Source organism: Bacillus arachidis (assembly GCF_030285945.1).
GTDB classification, from domain to species: domain Bacteria; phylum Bacillota; class Bacilli; order Bacillales; family Bacillaceae_G; genus Bacillus_A; species Bacillus_A arachidis.
On the sequence record NZ_CP127376.1, the window covers coordinates 1,773,835 to 1,796,254 of the forward strand.

Here is a 22,420-nt window from a genome sequence, read left to right on the forward strand (position 1 = left end):
AATACGTTTTTGTTTGTTTACTTTTTGTTATTGTATGAGAAATTATTTTCCTTTCCGTTACATTCGTTTAGATATAAATTATCTTTTGCTAATTTAGTTATTCTCCTTTGGGTTGTCTTCTAGCAATTCTAGTAACTCAATGTTTATTTCGTTGCGTTTTTCTTCATCTTTTATATATGGTAAGAGTTCAAATATACATATGTTTGTCATTTTATCGTTAATGTATTCTGGTTTTTCATGTCCTCTTAAATAGATAAAGACTAACTTTTCGCAATGGTCTTTGTATTTGTTATGTGTGTTTGATGTAAACCATGTCCAATAGGATAATTTTGAATCTATCCATAATTCTTGATTAGGTGATGACTTAAATAAGTTGTGTAAGTTATTGTCCATATTGGTTATTTTAAAGTCTGGTATAATCCAAAAATCATCACTTATATATGTTCTTTCTTGTGTTATATAGGTAACTGATAAACAATCAAAAACTTTTTCTATAATCTTTTCTAGTATCAGACCTTTGCTTCTTTCAAGTGGGTTGTCCATAATGATTGATGTATAATCTATACCAAATTCATTTAAAGCGTTATAGTATGAACCAAAATAATTCACACAAGATTTATATACTTCACTATGATTGTTAATTAAATACATAGGCGTTAAACTGATTCCTTCATTATGAAGGTCTAATAATTTATTTTTCACTTTTTCTTTAGACCATACTTTTCTTTTTGTAATATTGTAGTAGTCAATTCCAGCCTGTTTAACCCCTTCTTCATAAGAATTAAAATACCATTTACATGCGTGATCTAATTCATTGTATTTTTCGGAAACGTATTTGGAGGTTAAATCTTCACCTTTATCGTGTAGTGATTTAATTTCATTTAAAATTTTTTCTTTAGACCATGTTTTTGTTTTTCTAATATCATCATAGTTTAAATTTATTGATTCGATAGCAATTTTATAAGAACCAAAAACGCGCTGGCAACTTGCATGCAAATTTCTATATTTTTGTTGCATGTTTTGAGATGATATATCTTCACCCTTTTCATATAGATTTCTTAACTCGTTTTGTATGTCTAGGGGAGTGAGTTTTTTAACTTGTGATATATCGTTATAATTAATACCCAAATGTTCAATTGTATTTTTATATGAACCATCATATAAAACTGTGCAACGTTTAATGAAGAAACTTGTGGACCTGGACATGATCAAGCAGATAGCTATGAAACGAAAAAAAGATATGCTTCAAACTGCTAATGCAATTATTGTTCACCCTATTGTGGAAGAAGTGTCCGACCATTAAAACAACACCTGTTTCCTTAAAACAAAATATAAAAGATATAAACAAACGTAATAGTAATGAGAATAGCAATACCACTGAAGAGAATATTAAACAAGCTGATTTTGTTGCTCACTGGGTACCAGAACGTTTTGTTTCTTTAGTTAGCTCTTTTTATTCTGAATCAAAAACAATTCAAGAACTGTGGAAGGTCGTAAGACAGTGCAATAAAGTTACAAACTTCTCTACAGGTAATAAAGCATTTACTAAAGACCAGGAGCTTACTATTGGCTTAAAAGCTATCAAAGAGTTTGTTATGAAAATTAAATCTGGAACAAAAATGAAGAATGGTAAATTCGCTTATTTCAACGGGATTGTAAATAACTTAATGGACAAGTATTACTTTGATCGGGATTTTATTGGGAGCATAAAAAAACAAAATGCTAAACATTTGGAATTCAAAAAGTAAGGGGGAAATTCATATTATTTATTTGATTTATATTATGGTACAATATGTTAATTAATTACAATACTTTCTAAAAGGGGAATGCATAATGAAAGCAACGAAACTCGTATCATTAGCAATACCGATTCTATTATTAGTAGGTTGTAGTACAGAAAAACAAGAAATGAAACCGAATTCTATGAATGTATCTGATTTAAAGATAGAAAAAACTTCTACTACTAAAGGTGACTACGATGACGATTCTAGAGTACAAATATCTAGAGACGGTAAGGAGTTATTAGGTGAGTGGGGTAGTTACGTTGGTGACAAGTTCTTTGTGGGTTTAGACTTTAAAAGTGATGGTACATATGGTGCTTATGATAATAGTGGTAAAACTTCAAAAGAAGAAAACAACATGAAGGGTAAATGGAAGTACGATTATGACAATAAGCAAATCATCTTTACCATTGAAGAGACGGCTGGTGATGACAGACCAATAACTGATTATAGACCAGAAATAAAATATAAAGTTGACTTCTTTAGAGCAGGACAGTTAAAGATAATAGATGAAACAGGTAGTCCATTAAACGTAGAAAGAAAATCTAAATAATCAATATCAAAGGGGTATATGTTGATGAGAGCAAAGAAACTAATAACGTTAGCACTACCAATCATGTTATTAGGTGGTTGTGCAACAGACAAAGCAGAGAAGAAAGACTACAAAATGCAAATGGCTTATCAGATGAAAGACATTTCAGAAGAGTCAAAAGTTATTAATGACATCTTAACAAGTCAGAAACCAGTAGAAGAAAAAGCAAAAGAGTTTAAAGAGAAGTCGAAACCTCTTTTAAAAACAGCAGAGAAAGTTAAGAAGTTAGAACCAGGTGAAAAGTATAAAGACGTACAATCTCTTCTAAATGAATCTATGGATTTAATAAAAGAGTCTGTAAGTCAAACTCAAGACGGTTTAGATAAACAAGACCGAGTTCTTCTCAATCAAGGGTTACAGACTATGTCTAACTCATCTAAACGTATAGTTGAAGCACATAAGAAATTAAAGGAAATGGGTGAAGCAAATTAAGTAGAAAGGGGTATATAACAATGAAACACAAATTATTAGCAGTAGCAGTACCAATCATGTTAGTAGCAGGGGGTAGGTTTTTCTAAAGACAATGCAGAAAAAAAGAAGACTGATAGTTTACAAGTAGCAGTAGATTATAAAACTTCTATACTTGACTTAAGTAAAGCGTTAGAAAGCAAATTATCTACAGAAGAATTAAAAGAGTTACTTATGAATACTAAAGTTTAATACATAGTAAAAAAGTGCACCTTCACTTGTTAAGTGTGTCTAACAATTGGGGTGCACATCAAATTAAGAGCCGGCACTTTTTTATCGAATCCATCTAATATAAGACTCGTCGAAATAAATCCAACCTTTATCTTTAATGTAAATCCAATCTTTATTTTCTCTTAGTTCAACTTCCCATTGTCCAATGCAAATACGACTCCTAACACCACTGTCAGCAATGGAATAGTGGAAGCATTCTAATTCGTCTTTATTGTTCCAGATTACCCCTTTAGTTTTACCATCTTTTTCGATTACATAGATAAAACTACATGAAAATTAAAAACAAGTAAAAAAAAATGGAGATAATTTATCTAAAAATATAGAATTTTTAACAAAAATTCATAATTATGTTATATAATGATGTTAACAAACCATATTTTAGGCATTACCCCCGATTGTGTAGAATAAATAATTTGTTTTGATGAGCTAAAGTATTTAGCTAAAAGAACTTGTAGCAGGGCCTGCTGCAAGTTCTTTTATTTTTTCAGTAAAGGAAAATAAGAAAAAGGAGGGAATACAAGTATGACAAGAAATTTAAAGAAGGCAGCACTTAATTCGTTAGATGGTAAATGGGAGTTGGGTATTGGAGTATCAGCGTTAAACTATTTTGGATTCTGGTGCAAAAATCATTTGATAGAGACATAGAAACTTACTAGACTGTTCAATGGCAGATTATGATGCAATTCCCCAAACAATTTATGTATGAACCTAACTTCATTTTGGGCAGACTTCACCTGTAGGTGAAGTTGTCCTTTTTTCATCATAAGCATGGTTTCAACGCCACTCAATATAGAAGTGGCTGTTTCATATGACTTGAATCCTAGCATAGAACGCACACGTTTCTTAATGAAACGGTGATCCTATTCCACTATATTATTGAGATATTTAACTTTCCTTATTTTTATGCCTTCAGGCATACGTTTCTCTTCTTTTAATTCTTGAATTGCTACAGGATAGGCTGGGTTCTTATCTACTGTTATAACACGAGGTTTACAAATATGAGAAGAAGCCCAGGCTTTCTTGAAAAAGCGCTTAGCTGCTTGTTTATCTCTTGATTCACTGAGATAAAAATCAATGCTATTTCCTTCTGAATCACTCTTTCATCTAATTCAGGTCCATATTGATGCACCCAAAGCATAATGGTGGTGTGAGCAATAGACAAACCTCTTTCCTCCATCATTTTCACCAAATCACGAAAACTTAGGCTGTACCGTAGGTACCATCTTACCGTTAATAAGATAATATCAGGTTGATAGTGCTTCTATTTGAACAAATTTTCCTTTTTCATACCGATCACACACCTCTTTTAGAGTCATACTATCAGTATGCCCAAGTTTAGGAGTTTACTTGCAAGAGCTTTAGAATTTTTGCACCAGACCCCCCCATATAGATTAATTAATAAATAGGGCATTTTATCCAATTAAAATTATGTATAAATATGGTAAAGTCATATGAAGATATTCGCTGTTAGAAAGGAGGTGAATATGATGATAATGCAGATAATATTGTATTTCTTCTTCCCGGTAACATTGTTAGCTACTGTTTTTCTTTCTAAAAAGTCACATCTAAAATCAATCTTCAAATTTATTCCAGCTGCTGTTTCAGTAATATTAGCGGTTTTCTTCTATTCCTTGTTTTTATATAATAATGGAATAGGTGAGTTCATGTCCGCTCTCTTTTTATGCGGTATAGCATTAGCAAATCTATTTTTAATTTTAGTATTTAAATTATTCAATAATGCTGCTCCAAGTAATTAGAAAAAGGGCTGTTAGAAGGTAACAGAAGTAGAGCATTGATTCTAAAGCCCTACTCCATGTTCTTATTAACGGCAAGATTTTATTCTTAACCAAGCTAAGATAGCAGTTGCCATTGCGTATTTACCTTTATAAGGAGTAGCACCACACATCCATCAACTTAAGGATATTATAACGCTCCCAAAACAAAAAAATTGTACATTTTCACCCGGAGATGTTAATTTTCTCGTTTTGAGGGTATTTTGTTTTGTTAGCTGGATAGCGATGGGGTGGTACCCCCAGGAGGAAAAATATGTTTTTTTCAAAAAAAAGAAATATTATAATTCTAATAATTTTAGCTATTGCTGTTTTATTCGTAGGTTATACTATATCAAGTATCCAAAATGAAAAAAAAACAAAAGAAAAAGCCGCTGAAGTTGCAATACAGCACATGAAAAAAAAAGAGAATATAGATTTTATGGTAACTGATGTCAAAATCGAACACTTAGAACTCGAAGGTTTTATTACAGTTAAGGGATATGATAAAAACAATAAACAAAAAAGATTTTATGTTGAAATAAATAAAATTCAAAATTATACAGTGACTTCTTGGGGAGAAGAATAATTATTTTCCAACAGAAAACTCTCACCTTCAAATACTATCTTAATAGGACACCTTATAGATAAATATGGTAAAATGGTAATTGGATGGGAGTCCAATATATATTATTAAAATTAAGATGGTTCAAGTCGGAGGAAGGCACCTTAGGATGTCTTTTCTTTTTTCAAAAGGACCTGCTCATATATCATTTAAAAACATAAGGTAATGTAAACCGTGAAAACACATGAATGACCCAACGTTTCCCCCTCTTATCAAAAGGAGGAACTATTTTATGGGCTTTGGTGGTAGTTGTGGAGGCTGTGGCTTTGCTGGAGGTTTCGCTTTACTCGTCGTACTCTTTATATTATTAATCATAGTTGGAGCTGCTTGCTTCTGCTAAAAAACTATTAGGAAAGACACTATTATAAGTGTCTTTTCTTTATGAAAAAATCCCCACACAATGCGCAGGGATCCAATGTAAACCAATACTTTAAAGAAGCACCTTCAGAATAATGCATCTATACCTCGTTAGCAAAACAGTAAAATCGAATTTTGCTAAGAAAGATAAGAGAAAAATCCAATTTTCTTATATAAGTTTTATAATAATTTAACTACAAGTAATAAATTCATCAAAATTTACGTTTCTTTCTAATTCCATTGATTTTTGATGAATATAAGAATCAGCCACTAATTGTTTTAAATCAAAATTATCAGTTGTAGAAAGAAACGTTGGCAACTGAAGGCTTTTAATAAATTTATTAAAAAACATTTCGCCTAAAGGATGACTATGATTCAATAAATAGATATAAATTTTTTCGAACTCATAACCAATACACCTAACACTCAATACATTTATTCTATTAGGGGTACCGCCACATCGCCATCAAGCTAAAGAATCAAAATCTCCCCATAACGAAAATTTTCTTCATTATTGACTACTGATAATAGGACGTTATGTTAACCTCAAATGAATATGATATACACTGTTCTTTGTTCAAAGAATGAGAAAATGCAGTCGAAAAAGAAAAGATATATTTTTACAGTTACTAATTTATCAATTATACTTAATGTATTCTTTCAAATGAGGTGAATTGAATGTCGTTCCGTATTGTTCGAAGTAATTAGTTTTCGGGCTGGAAAAAACGCGTACCAGCTATCAAGGGGGGAGTCTGCCCTTTTTCTGAAAACTAAAACTTAGAACAGTGCAGGAAGTCATTTTTAGTTATGAAACCAAGGCCACTGTTATGCGACTTGTTTTTTTACATTTGAAAGGTGGATTTTAAAATGAATGAATTAGAATATAAAAACTTTTATGATAGAGTTGGAGAAATAAATGGTTGGGATTTCAGTAAAATAAAGAGCACTTCAATAGGAGTACAGTGGAATTTTTATGAAAAAGTGAAACAAGCTTGTAAACCAAATGGTATTTTGCTTGATATTGGTACAGGTGGCGGTGAGAATGTACTACGTATCTCATCTTCGGCATTGCTATTAATTGGAATAGATAATTCGAATGGTATGATAAAAACTGCCAAATCAAATTTAAAAAAATCTCGTGTTGAGAATGTTCGATTTATACAAATGACATCAGAAGATTTGCAATTCCCTAACGATTTTTTTGATGTAATTTCCAGTTGTCATGCTCCTTTTGTTGCATCAGAAGTAGCAAAGGTATTAAAAGAAGGCGGGACGTTTCTTACACAACAAGTAAGCGAAGCTGATAAATTAAATTTTAAAAAAGCATTTGGCCGCGGGCAATCTATTGGAGTAGATGATGGAACATTAAAAGAAAAATACATTCAAGAGTTAAAAGAAGCAGGTTTTGTTGAAGTTCACTCCTTTGATTACAACGCTATTGAGTATTATCAAAGACCTGAAGACCTCGTCTTCTTACTTAAATACACACCCACTATCCCTAATTTTGGTCAGGAAAAAAAGGACTTTGATATTTTAGACAATTTCATTGAAAATAATCGAACTAAAAGGGGAATTTGTACAAATTCTAAAAGATTCTTGATAATAGCTAATAAGTAATTTTTCTTGTGAAACGTTAAATAAACTGACTATACGCACTTCCGCTTTCGAATTTTATGTAAAAAAGAAAGGAAGCGAAACGATATATGAGTATTGCAGTTAATTCTCATGGTTATAGTTTATTAGAATTTCTAAACATAGAAGAGCATGCTATAAATCATTATTCACCTATAGGTAGTTCCTTTATAGTCGCAAATTATAATGATAAATATCTCTTATGTTTCAATACATATCGAAAGCAATGGGAATTACCAGCTGGTGGAAGAGAACAAAATGAGTCTTTACGAGAATGTGCAAAAAGAGAACTATACGAGGAAACCTCACAAAAAGCTCAAAGCTTGAAATTTAGAGGACTTATTAAGATTCAAAGACCTAATGAAAATATAAGTTACAGTGCAATTTATATAACTAATTTAAGTACATTACAGCCCTTTCAAGAAAATGAGGAAACAAATTCAATCAAATTATGGGATTTAAATAACCCAATCGATGGACTAGATCCCGTTGATAAAAAAATCCTTCATTGGTCTATACAAGCTAAATAGCTAACTTCCGCTAACAATAATTATGTGAACACAAAAGTCCTCCAGTTAAACAATCTGGAGGATTTTTAATAGTCTTCTAAATACATTTAATCCCGATAATGTTACGTTATGTTGACTTGTTATGTATAGAGTATACATAGAATATACATAGAAATAATTTGGTTTATTCAGTTGTTTTTTCCTCCCCAATAAGCAACTTTATAATTTTGAATCTTATTTACTACAACATAAAATTTTTGTTGCTTATTATTTTTATCATATCCTTTAACTGTAATAAAACCTTCGAGTTCTAAGTGTTCAATTTTCACATCCGTTACCACGAAATCTATATTTTTTTCTTTTTTCATAGTTTGTATGGCAGCTTCAGCAGCTTTTTCTTTTGCAGTATTTCTATTGTGAATAATTAATGAAGTAGAGCCTATGGCTAAAACTATAATTGCTAAAATGATAATATTTTTCTTTTTTAATTTATCCATATTTTCTCCCAAAAAATCTTTTGATTTTTTTGTATCATTGAAATCTATTGAAAATTAATTTTATGTATTTAGCTGTTGGGAGTTTATTATAAATTACAATTAGTTCATTTTTTACTTAGCATCTCCCCAGTAATCAACTGTGTAATTTTGAATCTTATTTATTACAACGTAATATCTTTTTTGTTTATTATTTTTATCATATCCTCCAACTGTAATAAAACCTTCACGTTCTAAGTGTTCAATTTTAACATTGGTTACCACAAGTTCTATATTGTTTTCTTTTTTCATGTACTGTATTACAACTTTAGTAGCTTTTTCTTTTGCAGTATTTCTATCATGAATAAATTTGGCTGTACATCCTATAGTTAAAGTTATAATTGCTAAAATGATTAAAATGATAATATTTTTCTTTTTTAAATTACCCATATTTCCCCTCATAGAATAAGAGAATGTAGTATATATTAGCATACAAGTATTCTCTTGCTATAATCATGTTATTTTATTGATTTGGTTGTTGAGAGTTTTCTATAAATTGTAATTAGTTTATTATTCACCAATCATCGCCCGAATAATCGACTTTATAATTTTGAATCTTATTTACTACAACATAATATCTTTTTTGTTTATTATTTTTATCATATCCTGAGACAGTAATAAAACCTTCGAGTTCTAAGTGTTCGATTGTGACATCGGTTATCACAAAATCTATATTTTTTTTCTTTTTCATGTACTGTATGGCAGCTTCAGCAGATTTTTCTTTTGTAATATTTCTATTGTGAATAATTAATGAAGTATAGCCTATTGCTAAAATTATAATGGCTAAAATGATTAAAAGTATAATATTTTTCTTTTTTAAATTACCCATATTTTTCCTCCTTAAATTGTTTTATAATTCATACTATAAATCTTTTTTAAGGAGAGGGAAACTATGAGTAGTTCTGTTAGTGATGAAGCTCTTGCTCGCTTATCAGGAGGTAGTTATAAATATTCCAACAGTATTTCAATTCTATAATGTGTGTGATAAGAAAGTTTTTTGTTAGATTCATTAATCCGTTATTGTTTTAATTAGATTCCTGTTTTAAAGTTCTAAATGCAAATGCACCTGAAATGATTTGTAAAACCACTGGAAGGAATAACATAAATAAACCTAAAAACAATGAAATTATACTTAATACAATCATGCAAATACCATAAGTTTTATTATTTATTTTATTAACACTTTGATACAAATACACCTCGAGGAAAACAAATTTTATTTTTTATCTGTCTACCTAATGGGGAGCATATCAAGATGAACTGTACCCCCAATCGTGGACACTAAAAAACATAATTCGGAGTACAGTTCAATTATCATGATTTTGAAGAAGATGAAGACTATGTAGTAAGTACAGCAATTTCTTGATCTTTCATACCAATAGTTATATACAAGTAAAAAAGACTGGGCATTGTTTTTTTATCCAGTCTTTTTTATCAAATACTAGCCTATTAATACTAAGTTTCCTATATCCTGTTCATAGATTTGTTAGTTGATTTTTTGTTTATCTTGACTATAAACTTCAATAGTATATAAATCATTTTCAATCCATTTTTGTGCTTGCGGTGTTTTAAGTAAATTATCGATTTCTTTCTCGATCTTCTTCCCAAACTCTTTAGCCCCTGAATCAGTACTATTTATAGGAGTATATATAGCAAACGGGATGGATTGGTTCAATTCTATATCAGCCCGCATTGAAAAACCTTTGTATCCTTTTTTATGGAATAATCCTTCCAAAATATAACTGTAAATATTGTCCCATCTGTTCTCTATTTTTACAATGTCCATATCTCTTTGACTAATATTTATAGTATAGGGTCTAATATCTTGATTCTTTAATTGAGTGTTAATCGCTTTTTTTAACTTACTTGTATTTACAGTATCAGCTATTTCTAAGTCTACTGTTCTTGGCGTATCGCTCATCGAGGCACTAAGGAAGTCCTTTTCATCTACCGTTTGCACAATAGTGTCCATAACTTTTTCTTCTTCGCTTTTTGCTTCTTCTTTATCGTTCTGTTCACATGCACCTAATAAAATAGCTAATACAAGAGAGAAGATTAATCCTTTTCTTTTTTTCATTTCAATCTCCTTTCTAATGATTGCTTTGTTATATATTGGAGTCCCAGATTCTAAAAAACATAATATAAGGGTAATCGATCTAATTTCTATTTTCATATTTGGTTAGGTATTCTTCAAAGCAAATGAAAAACCTTTACTTAATTTTTACAAGTACGAAAAATCAATGTACATAGCAATACTACACTTCCTAATTTGTATTGTGACTGTTTTTCATTTCATTTTAGAGGGGTATTTTCCAATCCTGTTTTTTCTTAGAAACAGTTGAAGGAATTTCTCTTTTTTGATTTTGCTTTTCTATATTTTTTTAGGATGTATGCATTTGCTCCACTTGCTCTTTTACTTCTTTTAATTCCAGTTTCATTTCCATGAGTAAGCGGAAAATAGCATCTAGGGGTCACCATATCATTCTGGGAAAATTGTACGCTAAGGGCTACAAAACCTTATCATTACAGCCTTTTTTAGAGATAACTACATGTTCAGAAAGATAAAAATCTAAGTTTAATTGAACATTGATTTGTTTACACACTTTATAAACAGGATTATAGCTAGAATACGTTGATATTATTGAGTTTTATCCTCTGTTCATAAACATACGAGTTTTGTAACAAATACTAAATGTGTACATTTTAAACTTTGTTCAGCAATCGGGCCATTTAATTGAGTAAGTCTTATGAAACGAACGGTTGCAGGATAATGAATTTCATGGAGTAAAATAAGGAATTAGAGTAGATAATTATTTAGAAAAGAACAAGGGATATGCCTTAGTTAAAATAACAGATTTATTTTTAGTAAAGAAAAATTAAGCTTAAAATAAAGATAGGTTAAAAAAAACGGTATGGACATGGCCAGCCGTTTTTTTGGGGGATTTATAAAACTTTTCAATGGAGTGCGTCGTCTAATATATGGGAAGGAGGAAATGATGTGGATGAATTAACAGCAGAGGCGTTTGAAATAGAAGATAAGGAGGACCTTATAGATGGGATAATGAACAAGTATGGACAGGAAATCTTACAGCTTGTTTATTCATATGTGAATAATAAAGAGGTCGCTGAGGACTTAACGCAAGATATATTTGTTAAATGTTATAAATCTCTTCATACATACAAAGGGAAATCAAATGTAAAAACATGGTTGTGGAGAATTGCCATTAATCATTGTAAGGACTATATAAAAAGTTGGTATAACAAAAAGGTAATCGTTACAGAGGATGAATCTACGTATATTGGGATTCAAAAAGAAAGTGTTGAACAAACTGTTATTCAAAATGCAGAGGACCGTAGGCTGGCTTCTGCAGTAATGAATTTGCCGATAAAATATCGAGAAGTGATTTATCTCTTTTATTATGAAGAATTGCCAATCAAAGATATTGCTATGGTAATAGAAGTGAAGGAAAACACGATAAAAACAAGACTGAAAAGAGCCAAGGAACTCTTGAAGAAAGGATTGGAGGAATAATCAAATGGAAGATCGATTAAAAGGCCTACGAAAATCAATGGAGAATACAACTTTTAAACATTTGAGTTTTTCTGATCAGCATCGAAAGCAGGTACACGAAAAAATTAATCAATCATACGAAAATGAAGAAGATATCCTTTTAGCAGTTTTGCAACTTCTCATAAATGAAAAAACAGGGTACGAATTGGCACAGCTATTACGTGGGAGAGGGATTCAAAAATTCGAAGGAAATGAAGGGTTTTTATACACCCTATTACATCGTCTGGAACAGAATCATTTTATCCAATCAAGTTGGGATCATTCAGGAGCTAAATATTATCAATTAAATGATAAGGGAAGAAAGATGCTACGAAAGGCAGAAAAAAATTCTACAAAGGCGCGATTTATATTAAAAGAATTAGTACAGGGGTGAGACAAATTTGAATCAAAAAGGGGAACGTTTTTTAAAAGAAGTTACCAATCATATTAAATCAAAAGAAGCGAAGAACCTTGTGGCAACTGAACTGGATTTTCACTTGAAACAGGCGAAGAATATGTGGATAGAGAAAGGGTTAAGTGAGGAAGTTGCTGAAGACAAGGCCGTTGAACAAATGGGAAGTCCAGTTAAACTTGGTCAAGAACTTAACAAACTTCATAAACCAAAGGTCGATTGGTTCATTATTATTTTATTAGTGACTGCTATGGGGCTAGGCTTTTTGCCAGTTGTAGCTTTTGGGCATACGAATGATTTACTAATAAATAAGGTGATATTTGTTATTCTCGGTGTTGTAACAGCTTTTGGGATGATGCTTATTGATTATCGGAAATTAGAGAGACTGGGATGGCTGTTTTACACAATTGGAGTACTTATCCTTTTAGTTCTATACTGTTTTCCAAACGCTTCAATGATTGGAGAACTGTTAATAGAAGTTGGTCCCATCGCAATTGGATATTTAATGGCAGTGCCGTTCTTTCTTCTAGCTTGGGCTTCTTTTTTCAATAACAGTAGGTTAAAGGTTATGCATCTTGTGATTTTGTATTTATTTTCTTTGTCTTTATTCTTAATTGTATCAACTCTTTCAACAATTTTTATCTATACCATGATGGTATTCATTATGCTTTGGTGGAGTAATCTAGGTAAGAAAAAGACATTGATCATTACAGTTGTACCAATTTGTTTATTTATTATGAGTGGTTTATTTTTCTTGTCCCCATTAAAAGGACCCCACTTGAATAGATTTTTAGGGTATTTAAATCCGGAACAAGATGCGGGTGGCGCAGGGTTTATGTATATACGTTTAAAAGAGGTAATGTCGTCAGCAGGTTGGTTTGGTACATCTGGAAATGTAAAGTCTATTCCTGCTGCATATACTGATTTTGTGTTTGCAAGTTTGACTTACTATTATGGATATTTGCTTGCGTTGATTCTTGTCTTAATTCTTTCTCTTTTTGTAGCAAGGATAATGGTCATATCTTATAAAATAAATGATCGTTACAGTAAATTGCTTCTTGTTGGTGGAATGACTCTTTTTGTAGTCCAGTTCATTTATAACGTTGGAATGATCCTAGGCTTATTACCGATTACTTCTATATCCTTGCCTTTTATTAGCTATGGATTGATGCCAACTCTGTTTAATGCGTTTTTAATGGGTATCGTGTTAAGTGTGTATCGACGTAAAAATTTGATATCAAGTAGTTTCATTTAGAATTGAATCTAAATTTTCTTTAAATTAATTTAACAAAGAGACTTTACATTGACATGGTTATTTAACTTATTCCAGAATAGGGAGCTTTTCCGAAGTAACGATAAAATCCCAATTTCTCAGCATTAAAACTGAGAAATTGGGATTTTTTATATTTATATATAGTGCAAAATAGCGCTTAAAATAGGTGCAAAATAACTTCTAAAGTGACACTTTCCCAAAAACCATCCCGAAAACTATGTACCTAATACGTACATTTATGATACAATAATTACATAAAGAAAGACTATTTCTATAAAGTGGGGAGGATGAAAAAAGATTATTTTACTTTTTAGCAACAGAGGTGTAGTAGACCATGAAAATAGGATACGCAAGAGTTAGTACTCAAGATCAGAACTTAGATATGCAAGTAGACGAATTACAAAAAAATGGATGTGAACGTATCTATCAAGAAAAAATATCCGGTGCCAAACAGAATCGGCATGAATTAAAAATAGCTTTAGATATGCTTCGTGAAGGAGACACTTTTGTTATTTATAAACTTGACCGTCTAGCCCGATCTGTTAAACAGCTATATGAGATTATGGATATCATCCGTGAAAAAAACGTCCATTTTATTTCCTTGAAAGATAACATTGATACTTCTACAGCTTCAGGAAGAGCTATGTTTGGTATGTTTGCTGTTTTTGCCGAGTTTGAACGGGATATTATTCGTGAAAGAACCGTTGCCGGATTAGATGCGGCAAGAGCGAGAGGAAGGAAAGGAGGGAGACCTAAAACCGATAAAAAGAAAACCTTACAAGCTATTGAATTATATAGGTCTAAAAAATTTACAGTTGAAGAAATCAAGGATATGACAGGTGTTTCCCGTTCTACCCTATATAGGGAAATGAAGAACGAAGAAGAATAACGAAAAAAGCCCTCTTCTCGCCAACCAAAGCTTAGAAAGAGGACTTTTCTCAGGTACACTATAAAAGAAAGGTTAATTCTAGATGGCAAATACCTATCTAAAAACTCCTAACAGCAAATATATTTTACCACACTTAACTAAAAAAGAGAAAATGAGCATCACCATAAAAAGTACTTTAAATAAGCGATACAAAGTCATTTGTGAATGGTTTGGTATAAATAATTGTATTGCTTCACAAATCTGGTTCTTTGGTACATTTGGACTATCTACTATCATAATTGTTGCTACATATGTGATTTCTGGAATTTGTTTTGGGTTTTAAGTTTCATATTTTTAACTTATCCATTATGAGGAGGAATTCTATTATGAAAAAACAATCTATCAACATAGGAATTGGTGATGTTGTACAATTCCGCTATCGTCATGATTCTTCAATAATACTTGTTGGAACTGTAGCAAATGTATTAACAAATACAATCGTTGTAGACGTTTCTGATATGTCTCATCAAATTCCTGGATTTGAAACTCGTCAACTCGTGAAACGAGGATGCTATAAAAAAATACAAAGCAAAAAAGAATTAATTGCACAATAACCCTTTTAGGAATCATTAGGAGGAATGAAAATGAGACCGAAACGAGAGAGTTTTTTCATTTTCAAGAAGATGGAATGATGTATTCAGTATTAGGTCTCACCATACATGTCCATCAACCTAAGAAAAGAAAATCACAACCGATAAAGAAAAAGAACCTGCTTGAATGCAGATTCCTTCCGATAATGATTTATGTAAGTAAGACACGAAAATATGATACAATGCATTAGAAATGAATTCAAGTATAAAAAGAACCCGTTGAAGTTCGGGTCCTTTCAGAAGTGATGATGTTTTCTCTGTTTCAGATAGAGAAAAAATACAAAAATATAATACATCTAAGTATAGAAAATTTCAATATGAATAAATGGATTTTTTAAGAGATACTAAAAAAATAAATCGCTCATTTTTATCAATTCACATAATTTTCGAAATCCAAATCTTCAATTGTTAATATTTGTTATATAATAGACCTATTAAGAAACATCCCTATGTTTTTCTAATATGCTTGTTAAGATAGTTTGTGTTACCCTTTTAGTCACCTTACCTTAAAAAGAGCTTGTAGCAATCCCTACAAGTTCTTTTGTTTTTCTAATCGTACATGGACAGAAGATAACGGTGTGACGGTACCCCATACCTATCAACTTAAGAATTTCATTGTTTTCCAAAACGAAAAAATAAGCTTTTTGTTACAAGTTAGCACAAAATTTCGTTCTGGGGGTACTATAAAATTTTAGCTTGATGGCTATGGGGTACCGCCACATCACCATCAAGCTAAGAAAAATCATTACCCCCATAACGAAAAAAACGGTTCTGGTGCAAAAAATTTATCAAACTTGGACATACTACTAATCTAAAAAGGATGTGGATGAAGTATGTCTAAACCAAGTGCATTCAAATGGAAATACTATCAACCAGAAGTTATTATGTTAATGGTGAGATGGTACCTACGGCACAATTTAAGCTTACGTGACCTTGTAGAAATGATGGAAGGGCGAGGACTATCTATCTCTCATACGACCATCATGCGTTGGGTTCATCAGTATGGTCCTAAATTGGACAAACGAATTCGACGTCATCTTAAACAAACAAATGATTCTTGGAGAGTCGATGAAACATATATCAAAGTAAAAGATCAATGGATGTACCTGTATCGTGCTGTTGATTCAAAAAGAAACACAATCGATTTTTGCCTAGGCAAAACAAGGGACCAGAAGGCTGCAAAGCGCTTTTTCAAGAAAGCTTTGCGGTCTTTTCATGTTTCAAAACCTCGTGTTATAACAGTCGATAAGAATCCGGTTTATCCTATAGCAATTGAACAGCTGAAAAAAGAAAAGCATACCTGATGGTATGCAACTTAGACAACAAAAGTACTTGAATAACATAGTAGAACAAGATCATCGCTTTATAAAGAAGTGAATCCGCTCTATTGCTAAGTTTCAAATGTTTTGACACAGCTACATCCACTCTTTCTGGAGTAGAAGCTATACATATGATTAAAAAAGAACAGATTGATTTATGGAACCAGTCTGTCCAAAACCAGAAAAAATTCATTCATCAATTGTTTGGACTTGCAGCATAAGGTACGATTCTGTTAGGAATATATGCATTTTATTCTCTTTTATTTTTGCACCAGAACCGATTCTAGGATATCCTTTTGAAACAAAAAAAGAACCCTTAATATAAAGGATTCTAAGAATTGTCTGAACTTGAATTTAGTATTTTAAAATCTATAGAAAACATTTCTTTTTTCGGTAAAATTAAATGACTCTCTTTCAAGTTTCCCTTTAAATCATGAGCATATAAAATATTCTCGCCGTTTTCAGTGAAACTTCCTGGTGATAAAGAGTATAGGTAATGACCTGTTAATTTAGTTCTAAATACCTTCGAATCCTTTGAGTTTTTATATTCTTTCAATAAGTTAAAATTTTTATCATATTCTACAATATGTCCTTCAACAAAAGTTACATAGTATTTATCTTCGTAAGCATGTACTCCAACTGTATTAGAATAAGGTAGCTCGATGTATCTTGTAGTTAGAGTACTCTTGTTGAAAATACTGAGTTTTTTTTCAGAACTAAAGATGATTTCATCACTAGTTTTAATAAAATTTTTAGGTGAACCAAAGGCATCAAAACTATATTCTTTTAATTCTCCCGTTTCAACATTAACTGTATAGAGAACACTTTTCTGCTCATGGGTAAAATCATTAAAAATGTAAGCTGTATGCTTTGATTGATCATAATCAATTTGTGTGATATAACCCACTAATTTAATCTGGTGATTAATCTTATTGCTTTTAATAAGTAGTGTTGAGTTTTTCAAATCATCATTTAATCCTTTAATTACTAAATTCTCATCTTCATAAATAGCAGAGACTCCAGATTTTTCTTTTTCCCGTGCCAATTCAACTTTATTTTTTGAATCAATAAAAGCACGATTACCATTGGTAACGGAAGATAAAACAAATTCTCCTTTATTTTTGATAGTGTCTTCAAAATAATAATCAGTACCAGTTATTTTCTTTGTAACAATTTCATCTTCCGGATCTTTTATAAATACAAATTCACTATTAGGTATCACGCCTGGTTTCATATAAAGAACTCCGATATCCTTAAATGCTGTTGATTTTTGACCTTGCACGGATACATGATTTTCATTGCTTTTTAAAAGAAAATAATATATAGCTGTTATAGAGGAAGCAATTATTACTATAGTTAATAGTATAATTTTTATTTTCTTCATTATTTGCTCCTTTAAATTAAAATGGCTTTAATATGATACTGTTTGGTTTGAATTTAATATATCTACCGGCCAAACTGTAGGGCCTCCATCTGCATCTATATCAAAACCTTCATTTTTCCAAGCCCGCCATACTAATTTAGAGCAATAGTAAGAAGATTCGTCCATTTTATTCATTGACAAACCATAAGGTTTTCCATTTCTCCATTGTTGCCATCCATAATGCTGTGCTCCTTGATATGAACTAGTACTTGCACCTTTTACATACAAAGCATATTTACTATTATAATAAGTGTTCCAGTAATTCGCTTTTCTTCGAACACCTTCGCCTGGATTTGCTTCGAATACATACGCATTATTATCTGCTACAATTCCTGCATGCCCCCCACCGAAAACTACTACTACCATTATCTAAAGAAACAAGAGCATCTCCCATTGTGCCCATACCAGAGCCAGTCCATCTACTCGATGCCTGCTGAGTTAAAGATTTACCGTTTTCATTATTTGCAAGATGTTTTTTAAATTCTTCTGTTTTTTTAGAAGCCTTATAGAATTCACTTAATATTTCTTTTTTTTGTTGAACGCTATAAGTATTGTACTCTTTTTGAAATTCAGGCCCTAATTCTTCTAACCATTTCGCTTCAATTCCCGGGTTACTAGGTTCCACTAAATGCCAATCTTTTTCTTTTTCAGCACTAGCGATCGTTGGTAACGTTAGGAACAAACTAGTTAGAAGTATCCCCATTCTTTTTTTCATAATTCCATCCCCTTTATAATATAAAATTCTATTATATTATATATTTTAAAGACATATTTTGGAATAAAAAGCAATTAATTGGAATATAATGTTGGAAGATGTTTTTTATTTCATTACAATTTTTGTTGATAAAAAGACAAGACAAAGTTTTTTGATATTAATTCATGATAAACTTATGCAAAAAGGATGTGTATTATGGAAGCTTTTATGGAATACTTTAAGTCAACCCAAGGTTTTTTTGAAATGCTAATTTTCTACATTCCTTTAACCTGTGTATTGTTAAGTATCGTAATCACAATTATTGTAAGGAAAGTCTTTGTTGCACCAATATTATTAGGAATTATATTAGCAATTTTCTTTATATACACCTATAAACAAATGAATGTTGTAGCAAATAATTTTGTTATAGCATATTTTATATATTTTTTTATGTCATATATAACTAGTAAATTAATAATAATTTTTTTTAACAGGAAATTTAAAGTGAAAAAGAAATCAATGTAAAGTGAAATACTAATAATGAACATCTTGCTTGCTAATTTTATTCTAGGGACTATATTATATCTAGGATACAAAAATAGGTATTATAGCCTTTTTTACACTGACTCCAGTACAACAAATTACACTCTTTCTATTTAATCATCAAATAAATTAGTTATTTATACCTAACAAAAGAAGACCCTATAAACGGATCCTCTCTTGTTAGGTTTGTAATATCTTGTTCTCGCTACATCACAATCAAGCTAAGAAAAGCAAATATCTCTAAACAAAAAAATGTACATATCCAGGAGAAAATGTACATTTTTTTGTTTAGAGTGTTATTAAATTCTTAAGTTAATGGATGTGTGGTGCTACCCCACCACCATCAAGCCAATGACAACAAAAATCCATAAATAAAAAAGATAAGACCAGGAACTCGGTCTTATCTTTGGCATAAGGAGAAACAAATAGGGTAATAACCATCACTTTTTCATCATATTACATTAACTGTTGAATTTGAATATTATAACTAAAAATGGTGCCGATATCCATATTGAGAAATTTATTACTAACTCTTAGAATTCCCAAAGATACACCTCTTGGTTCACTTTTCATTACTATGTATTCAAATATCTAGTAAGTCCTCAGTGTGTCTATAAAAGTATATTTTATCAATACAAATTTTTTACCTCATATATTAAAATGAAAATACCCTTTCAATGTATTGTAACTCCTTTCACCAATAGTGGAAGGATTTTTTTGCATTCGCAAAGGAATTCCAACAGGTATGAAAATAATTTTAGGTTTATACCGAAAACAAAACACACCTTTAGGTACAAATTAGCTTATTCAAGTAATTAGTGGGCGATATCATAGGCTAAAGATTGTTCCAAATATTCACCTGTAAATTTCTGATAAGTTAAAAAATATAACAACAAAACGTTTAAAATATGATAAAATACAATTATATTTGAAAAAGAGTAGTGGATTCAAGTTGTTACTTACATGAACTCCAAAGAAAAAGCCAAATTCTAGATAGATTTGGCTTTTTTCTTTTTACGCATTTTTAGCTAAAATAGCATGGTCTTTAAATCCTTGTTAGGGGCAAGAATTTAAAGAAGAGTTTAGCTTAATTATGATTTTACATAAATTGCATATTTTAGTAAATTGATATTATCTATACTAAATATTGTAAATGTTTAGAAATTTAATCCTTACATTAGTTATGCACAAAGTTAGAATTAGTGAGTCTTTAAAAAAGATACAAAATGTTAAACTCATAAAACCCAGTGATATCAGTACATGTCCATGATATCACTGGGTTTTTATTTGGATATTTAACGGTGGGGTTTACTTTTTAAATATGAACTGTCCTAAAAAGTGAACACTGTTTACAAAGGTATACCTTTAAGGACACGACTTTAATCCTTATAAAATCAAGGTTTATCACGTTTATAAACATGTCACAAAAGATTTATAAACGTTTATTAAATCTGGATCACCTTTATAAATCTCTTAGCGTACAATTTTCTTAAAATGATATGGTGACCCCTACTACTAACGTATCGCCTTCTCGTACATAATCAAGTGCTTCATCTAATCCAGAGCGAGATGAAGTAGCCCCACTCACTACATCAGTGAAAATTCGTTTGCACCCAGCTTGTTTAAGAGCATCTTTCTGTAAATCTAAATTTTGATCATTCGTAGATACACGAGCATATCCAATTAGCAAAGCATCACCTCCAATTTCTTACTAATTGTCTCATAACTCATTGAACAAAGAAATAATGAGATTTTGATTTTAAGACAAGTTTTGAGACTGATAATATAGTATTCTTCTCGAATCAAATGAGAAATAAAAAACAGTCTCAAAAACCTACGTTTTTGAGACTTATAACAAAAGAAACATGGCAAATTTTTATTGTATTAAAAATTCCTATTTATTTAGAGCCCAAATATTCCATAAAACACATATATAATTTAAATACAAAATTTCACAAATTGAAAATTATATATGTGTTTTGAGTTTGTATAGAAAGTCAAAAGCGAACTTTTCCTTTTCCTTGTATTTTTCAATATTTTCGGGTAAGTAACAATGATGTTTATTAAGTATATTTGTTTCCAGATATTCAATCGTTTCCAGTAAGGATTGTCCCCTAAGTGATCCAGTGATTAAAGATTTAACAATTAAAAATGTCTCTCCACCCTCAAGTAAATGTGCATCGTGGAGAATTTTAGCTTCTAGGCTTTCTGGTTTTCCATCCTTTTGAGAACCGTCTGCCACTTCTAGAATTCGTTTTATTTTTTCTCCACTAAACCCATTACCCTTAAGAAATTCTTCAATGCTTATTCTTATCTCTTCTTCATATATTACTCCGTGAAAATATGCACCATATTTAAGTAAATCCTCATCTACTTTATCTTTATATATTGTAGCCATTTCTAGAGATAAATTTAAAATTCGTTTTATATGTTCAACATTGTGCATTATATCTTTTTGAGCATAGTAAGGTAATATGAAATCTTCAATTAATTGAATAGTGTCCAATTTCAACGACTCCTTTTTTTCAATAAATGTATTGAATTTCCTCTCGCATTATAGACCCGTTTTCTTTAATTAAACTGTTTTTTAGTTGAATAAACAAAAAGCCGGCAATAGCATACCAATTTTCGTTGAACGTGTTATTCAAACAACGAGTTCCTTTAATGTTATAACATGATTATGGTTTTAAACCACTTAATTTTAAATTGAAAATCTTTATTTTAACTTATTAACTATCATTTTAAGATAACTTTTTATATTACTTATAAGCGGAAAATGGTAATTAAAATTGGTGCAAAATAACGTCTAAAGTGACAGGGCAAACAGAAAATAAGTTTTCTTAGAGTAAAAAATTCAGATCTTTTTATATCGAAATTTGCTTAGCGTATATTTTCGTTAAAATGTGGGTGGTACCCCATGCCCATCAACTTAAAAAATTTTATAAAACCCCCAAAACGAGAAAACGGACATTTTTACCTGAACATGTCCATTTTCTCGTTTTGGGATATTTGCTTTTCTTAGCTTGACGGTGATGTTAGAGATGTTATTAGTACATCATGAAACTCTTTAAACCAGTAAAGAAACTTTAGTTATATAGAGCTATGATGATTAAAAAGAACTGCAACATACAAATGGCGGTTCTTTTGTTTGGTTTTATATTCTATTTTATGTAAAATAAATCCATATGATA

General features: G+C 30.8%; 22 protein-coding genes and 5 pseudogenes. 15 read left to right on the plus strand and 12 right to left on the minus strand.

The window, feature by feature from the left end; genetic code table 11:
• Nucleotides 1-93: 93 nt before the first annotated feature.
• Entirely contained in the window at nt 94-1,128 is a 1,035-nt protein-coding gene (locus QRY57_RS10525) for a hypothetical protein (protein WP_286017385.1), read from the minus strand.
• A gap of 22 nt (nt 1,129-1,150) precedes the next feature.
• Here QRY57_RS10525 and QRY57_RS10530 point away from each other — a divergent pair.
• The 4 genes and pseudogenes from QRY57_RS10530 to QRY57_RS10545 all read left to right on the plus strand — a co-directional run.
• Nucleotides 1,151-1,748: pseudogene (locus tag QRY57_RS10530) on the plus strand (helix-turn-helix domain-containing protein); the annotation flags it as partial.
• 85 nt (nt 1,749-1,833) lie between these two features.
• Nucleotides 1,834-2,334, plus strand: coding sequence for a DUF3994 domain-containing protein (locus QRY57_RS10535; protein ID WP_090695440.1), 501 nt, complete (start codon nt 1,834-1,836; stop codon nt 2,332-2,334).
• A gap of 24 nt (nt 2,335-2,358) precedes the next feature.
• Nucleotides 2,359-2,805: a tungsten formylmethanofuran dehydrogenase gene (locus QRY57_RS10540; RefSeq protein ID WP_286017386.1), complete on the plus strand. Its 447-nt coding sequence runs from the start codon at nt 2,359-2,361 to the stop codon at nt 2,803-2,805.
• 789 nt (nt 2,806-3,594) lie between these two features.
• Nucleotides 3,595-3,681, plus strand: a pseudogene (locus QRY57_RS10545) (DUF975 family protein); the annotation flags it as partial.
• Nucleotides 3,682-3,698: 17 nt separating this feature from the next.
• Here QRY57_RS10545 and QRY57_RS10550 read toward each other — a convergent pair.
• Nucleotides 3,699-4,315: pseudogene (locus QRY57_RS10550) on the minus strand (IS6 family transposase).
• A 241-nt stretch (nt 4,316-4,556) separates the two neighbouring features.
• On the opposite strand from QRY57_RS10550, the gene QRY57_RS10555 reads away from it, so the two are divergent.
• The 3 genes from QRY57_RS10555 (at nt 4,557) to QRY57_RS10565 (ending at nt 5,806) form a co-directional block, all read left to right on the plus strand.
• Nucleotides 4,557-4,829 (plus strand): hypothetical protein, encoded by a 273-nt coding sequence (locus QRY57_RS10555; RefSeq protein ID WP_286015614.1) that lies wholly within the window; start codon nt 4,557-4,559, stop codon nt 4,827-4,829.
• Nucleotides 4,830-5,118: 289 nt separating this feature from the next.
• Complete coding sequence (locus QRY57_RS10560) at nt 5,119-5,430, plus strand: hypothetical protein (protein WP_286017387.1); 312 nt, start codon at nt 5,119-5,121, stop codon at nt 5,428-5,430.
• 268 nt (nt 5,431-5,698) lie between these two features.
• Complete coding sequence (locus QRY57_RS10565; protein ID WP_000505670.1) at nt 5,699-5,806, plus strand: YjcZ family sporulation protein; 108 nt, start codon at nt 5,699-5,701, stop codon at nt 5,804-5,806.
• 207 nt (nt 5,807-6,013) lie between these two features.
• Here QRY57_RS10565 and QRY57_RS10570 read toward each other — a convergent pair whose 3' ends face one another.
• Nucleotides 6,014-6,253: a hypothetical protein gene (locus QRY57_RS10570; protein ID WP_286017388.1), complete on the minus strand. Its 240-nt coding sequence runs from the start codon at nt 6,251-6,253 to the stop codon at nt 6,014-6,016.
• A gap of 437 nt (nt 6,254-6,690) precedes the next feature.
• Between QRY57_RS10570 and QRY57_RS10575 the strand changes: the two genes are divergently transcribed.
• Together QRY57_RS10575 and QRY57_RS10580 are read left to right on the plus strand one after the other, a co-directional pair.
• Nucleotides 6,691-7,440, plus strand: a complete 750-nt coding sequence (locus QRY57_RS10575; protein WP_286017389.1) for a class I SAM-dependent methyltransferase — start codon at nt 6,691-6,693, stop codon at nt 7,438-7,440.
• 86 nt (nt 7,441-7,526) lie between these two features.
• Nucleotides 7,527-7,985 carry an NUDIX domain-containing protein gene (locus QRY57_RS10580; RefSeq protein WP_286017390.1) on the plus strand — a complete coding sequence of 153 codons (459 nt, stop codon included), beginning with the start codon at nt 7,527-7,529 and terminating at the stop codon, nt 7,983-7,985.
• A 167-nt stretch (nt 7,986-8,152) separates the two neighbouring features.
• On the opposite strand, the gene QRY57_RS10585 is transcribed toward QRY57_RS10580, so the two are convergent.
• The 4 genes from QRY57_RS10585 to QRY57_RS10600 all read right to left on the minus strand — a co-directional run bounded on the left by QRY57_RS10585 (nt 8,153) and on the right by QRY57_RS10600 (nt 10,574).
• The gene (locus tag QRY57_RS10585; protein WP_286017391.1) at nt 8,153-8,461 is read right to left on the minus strand and encodes a hypothetical protein; all 309 of its coding nucleotides are present in this window, start codon (nt 8,459-8,461) and stop codon (nt 8,153-8,155) included.
• A gap of 111 nt (nt 8,462-8,572) precedes the next feature.
• Nucleotides 8,573-8,887, minus strand: coding sequence for a hypothetical protein (locus tag QRY57_RS10590; RefSeq protein ID WP_098303234.1), 315 nt, complete (start codon nt 8,885-8,887; stop codon nt 8,573-8,575).
• Between the two features lie 124 nt (nt 8,888-9,011).
• Nucleotides 9,012-9,326: a hypothetical protein gene (locus tag QRY57_RS10595; RefSeq protein ID WP_286017392.1), complete on the minus strand. Its 315-nt coding sequence runs from the start codon at nt 9,324-9,326 to the stop codon at nt 9,012-9,014.
• Between the two features lie 657 nt (nt 9,327-9,983).
• Complete coding sequence (locus QRY57_RS10600) at nt 9,984-10,574, minus strand: DUF4030 domain-containing protein (RefSeq protein WP_286017393.1); 591 nt, start codon at nt 10,572-10,574, stop codon at nt 9,984-9,986.
• 921 nt (nt 10,575-11,495) lie between these two features.
• Between QRY57_RS10600 and QRY57_RS10605 the strand changes: the two genes are divergently transcribed.
• The 6 genes and pseudogenes from QRY57_RS10605 to QRY57_RS10630 all read left to right on the plus strand — a co-directional run bounded on the left by QRY57_RS10605 (nt 11,496) and on the right by QRY57_RS10630 (nt 16,790).
• Nucleotides 11,496-12,029: a sigma-70 family RNA polymerase sigma factor gene (locus QRY57_RS10605; protein WP_286017394.1), complete on the plus strand. Its 534-nt coding sequence runs from the start codon at nt 11,496-11,498 to the stop codon at nt 12,027-12,029.
• 4 nt (nt 12,030-12,033) lie between these two features.
• The gene (locus QRY57_RS10610; protein ID WP_286017395.1) at nt 12,034-12,441 is read left to right on the plus strand and encodes a PadR family transcriptional regulator; all 408 of its coding nucleotides are present in this window, start codon (nt 12,034-12,036) and stop codon (nt 12,439-12,441) included.
• Between the two features lie 7 nt (nt 12,442-12,448).
• Nucleotides 12,449-13,714, plus strand: a complete 1,266-nt coding sequence (locus QRY57_RS10615; RefSeq protein WP_286017396.1) for an FtsW/RodA/SpoVE family cell cycle protein — start codon at nt 12,449-12,451, stop codon at nt 13,712-13,714.
• 352 nt (nt 13,715-14,066) lie between these two features.
• Complete coding sequence (locus QRY57_RS10620) at nt 14,067-14,621, plus strand: recombinase family protein (protein WP_286017397.1); 555 nt, start codon at nt 14,067-14,069, stop codon at nt 14,619-14,621.
• A 365-nt stretch (nt 14,622-14,986) separates the two neighbouring features.
• Complete coding sequence (locus tag QRY57_RS10625) at nt 14,987-15,214, plus strand: methyltransferase (protein ID WP_286017398.1); 228 nt, start codon at nt 14,987-14,989, stop codon at nt 15,212-15,214.
• Between the two features lie 869 nt (nt 15,215-16,083).
• Nucleotides 16,084-16,790: pseudogene (locus QRY57_RS10630) on the plus strand (IS6 family transposase).
• A 110-nt stretch (nt 16,791-16,900) separates the two neighbouring features.
• Here the strand turns inward: QRY57_RS10630 and QRY57_RS10635 are convergent.
• The 5 genes and pseudogenes from QRY57_RS10635 to QRY57_RS10655 all read right to left on the minus strand — a co-directional run bounded on the left by QRY57_RS10635 (nt 16,901) and on the right by QRY57_RS10655 (nt 21,735).
• Nucleotides 16,901-17,953 carry a hypothetical protein gene (locus QRY57_RS10635; protein WP_286017399.1) on the minus strand — a complete coding sequence of 351 codons (1,053 nt, stop codon included), beginning with the start codon at nt 17,951-17,953 and terminating at the stop codon, nt 16,901-16,903.
• Nucleotides 17,954-17,980: 27 nt separating this feature from the next.
• The gene (locus tag QRY57_RS10640) at nt 17,981-18,358 is read right to left on the minus strand and encodes a YiiX/YebB-like N1pC/P60 family cysteine hydrolase (protein WP_286017400.1); all 378 of its coding nucleotides are present in this window, start codon (nt 18,356-18,358) and stop codon (nt 17,981-17,983) included.
• The gene (locus QRY57_RS10645) at nt 18,309-18,707 is read right to left on the minus strand and encodes a hypothetical protein (RefSeq protein ID WP_286017401.1); all 399 of its coding nucleotides are present in this window, start codon (nt 18,705-18,707) and stop codon (nt 18,309-18,311) included. Before QRY57_RS10645 ends, QRY57_RS10640 begins: the two co-directional genes overlap by 50 nt.
• Nucleotides 18,708-20,739: 2,032 nt before the next feature.
• Nucleotides 20,740-20,919: pseudogene (locus QRY57_RS10650) on the minus strand (recombinase family protein); the annotation flags it as partial.
• Between the two features lie 276 nt (nt 20,920-21,195).
• Nucleotides 21,196-21,735: an HD domain-containing protein gene (locus QRY57_RS10655; RefSeq protein WP_286017402.1), complete on the minus strand. Its 540-nt coding sequence runs from the start codon at nt 21,733-21,735 to the stop codon at nt 21,196-21,198.
• Nucleotides 21,736-22,420: the final 685 nt, after the last annotated feature.